The sequence below is a fragment of the Mesorhizobium sp. M2A.F.Ca.ET.067.02.1.1 genome, from assembly GCF_004023285.1.
GTDB lineage: Bacteria > Pseudomonadota > Alphaproteobacteria > Rhizobiales > Rhizobiaceae > Mesorhizobium.
The window spans coordinates 1-1,920 of the sequence record NZ_RZSB01000968.1; the positions used below are offsets into that span (position 1 = coordinate 1).

Sequence of the window (1,920 nt, forward strand, 5' to 3'; positions counted from 1 at the left end):
GGGGTGTTCCAGCGGAGTGAGACGCCGGCATTCCCCGGAGCACCCCTCATCCGGCCGCTATGCGGCCACCTTCCCCCACAAGGGGGGAAGGAGAGACTGGCGCTCACACCACCTCGAACACAAAGGTCTTCACAAGCGCCTCCGGATCGCCGATCGCGTAGCAGCGGAACCATGGGCTCTGCTCCACCAGCCGCCATCTCCCTGCCCGCGTCAGCTCGTCGAACACGCCCTGAAACCCGCCGCTCTCGAACACCTGGTCGCGCACGGTGAAAATGGCGTGGCCGCCGCTTTTGGTGATGCGCACCAGTTCGTGCAGGCCGGAGGCCGGCGCGTGGCCGATGGTGAAGACGCCGGTCGAGAAGAAGGCGCGAAAATGCCGATCCGGCCAGGGCAGCGGGCCGCCGAGCATCGCCTTCTTCAGCTCGCCATAAGCCGGCTTGTTGTCGGCCTGGCGGCTGCCGGCGATCTTCAGCATGTCATCGGAGAGGTCGAGGCCGACGATGTCGCCATAGCCAAGCGCCTTCAGCGACGGCCCTGACAGGCCGGTGCCGCAGCCGGCGTCGAGCAGCGGGCCTTCGCCCGCCGGCACGTGCCGCGCCACCCAGGCGGTGATCAGGAACGGCAGAAGGTAACCCAGCGAAGCGGTCTCGCTGTCATAGGTCGCGGCCCAGTCGGCATAGGCCCTGGCGAGCCCTTCCGGCGAGTCGGCCGAATAGACGGAATCCAGCGCCGCATTGGCCTTGTCGAGATTCATGGGGCGTCTCCTCCGCAATGATGAGCGGAGGATCGTAGCGCGGACTTTTGCTGCCGGCTATTCCCCGTGTTGCCGACGCAGCCGCTGCTCCAATGCCCGCAGCGCCAGCGACAGGCCGACGGTCAGGATGAGGTAGATATAGGCAACGATCGAATAGGTCTCGAAGAAGCGAAAGGAGCCGGCGGCATAGACCTTGCCGATCTGGGTGATATCGGCGACCCCGAGCACGGAGACCAGCGAGGAATCCTTGACCATGGCGACGAAGTCGTTGCCGAGCGGCGGCAGGATCATGCGGATCGCCTGCGGGAACACGATCAGCCTGAAACGTTGCGCGCGGCTGAGCCCGAGTGCCTTGGCGGCTTCGATCTGGCCTTTCTCGACCGACTGGATGCCGGCGCGGAACACCTCCGAGATGAAGGCCGAATAGCCGATGGTCAAAGCCATGATGGCGCGCCACAACAGCGACACGTCGCGCACCAGGAGTTCGCCCATCAGCCCGGCACTCTGCAGCGGCGCGGTCAGCGCATTCCAGGCGGCGACGAAGGCCGGCGCGCCGGCGAAGGCGATCCAGAACAACAGCACCAGGATCGGCACGCCGCGGATGATCTCGACATAGAAGCGCGCGATCTGGCGCAGCCACTGCGATCCCGACAGCGCCATCAGCGCGATGCCGAGCCCAAGCGCCGAGGCTAAGGCGAAGGCGACCGCGGTGACGATGATGGTGATGCCGATGCCCTTGGCGACGGTGGCGAAGACCTCGGCATAGAGGTCGCTGGACGCGATGGCGAGGGCTGCAGCCAGTGCGAGGACGGCCGCGGCGGCAAGCCACCAGGGGAATTCGGGTTTGGTGGTGGATGCGGCCATCATGCGACGCCGGTGGAGCGGACGTTCCGAGAGGATGGCGCCCAGGCCCCCCTCTCTGGCCTGCCGGCCATCTCCCCCTCAAGGGGGGAGATTAGCAGTTTGAGCCGCTCCGCAGACTCTGCGACGTCGATAGTTGGCGAAAGCCGGCGCGACGTCCAATCTCCCCCCTTGAGGGGGGTGAGGAGAGGTCCGCGTAGCGGACGAAAAGCCAATTGCTTGGCTTTTCGAACGACGAACGCCGGGAGCGACAGCGAAGGGCCGGGCCCGGCAGGGCAGAGAGGGGGGACTGGGCGCAATGTCAG

Annotated in this window: 2 protein-coding genes; both read right to left on the reverse strand. The window is 66.4% G+C overall.

Annotated elements, in window-relative coordinates:
• Nucleotides 1-103: 103 nt before the first annotated feature.
• The gene (locus tag EOA28_RS34305) at nucleotides 104-754 is read right to left on the reverse strand and encodes a class I SAM-dependent methyltransferase (RefSeq protein WP_127250204.1); all 651 of its coding nucleotides are present in this window, start codon (nucleotides 752-754) and stop codon (nucleotides 104-106) included.
• A gap of 57 nt (nucleotides 755-811) precedes the next feature.
• Nucleotides 812-1,621, reverse strand: coding sequence for an amino acid ABC transporter permease (locus EOA28_RS34310; protein WP_127250205.1), 810 nt, complete (start codon nucleotides 1,619-1,621; stop codon nucleotides 812-814).
• Nucleotides 1,622-1,920 lie beyond the last annotated feature (299 nt).